Annotated in this window: 1 protein-coding gene; it reads left to right on the forward strand. The window is 70.6% G+C overall.

The genetic code is table 11. The annotated features are described in order from the left end of the window. Positions 1 to 77 precede the first annotated feature (77 nt). On the forward strand, positions 78 to 309 hold a 232-nt coding region (locus IF37_RS44770), incomplete at its 3' end, for a hypothetical protein (protein ID WP_158727469.1).

Consider the following 309-nt stretch of genomic DNA (forward strand, 5'->3'; position numbering starts at 1 on the left):
CGGTTGAGGATGCCTACCGGGCCGGTGGTCCGGACACGCCTGCCGCGCGTCGGGAACTGGACGCGCACCTGACCCGGATGTACGACGAGCTGCCGCGGCAGATCCGTGACCTTGGAGTGCGTGAGCGGCAGGTCGGGCAGGAGCTGGGCGCGTTCGACACACTGGTGGAACGCAGGGGCATCCGCCATGAGCTGCCCGATCCGGTGGTGTTGGAGCGGGCCCGGGCGGATCTCGCCGAGCAGTTGCGCACCGCGCACGCCGTGCTGCGCGAACGGCATGGTGACGGTGGCCTCTTCGAGGATCGCTGGC

It is taken from the genome of Streptomyces sp. NRRL S-31 (assembly GCF_000718775.1).
In the GTDB taxonomy this organism is placed as follows: domain Bacteria; phylum Actinomycetota; class Actinomycetes; order Streptomycetales; family Streptomycetaceae; genus Streptomyces.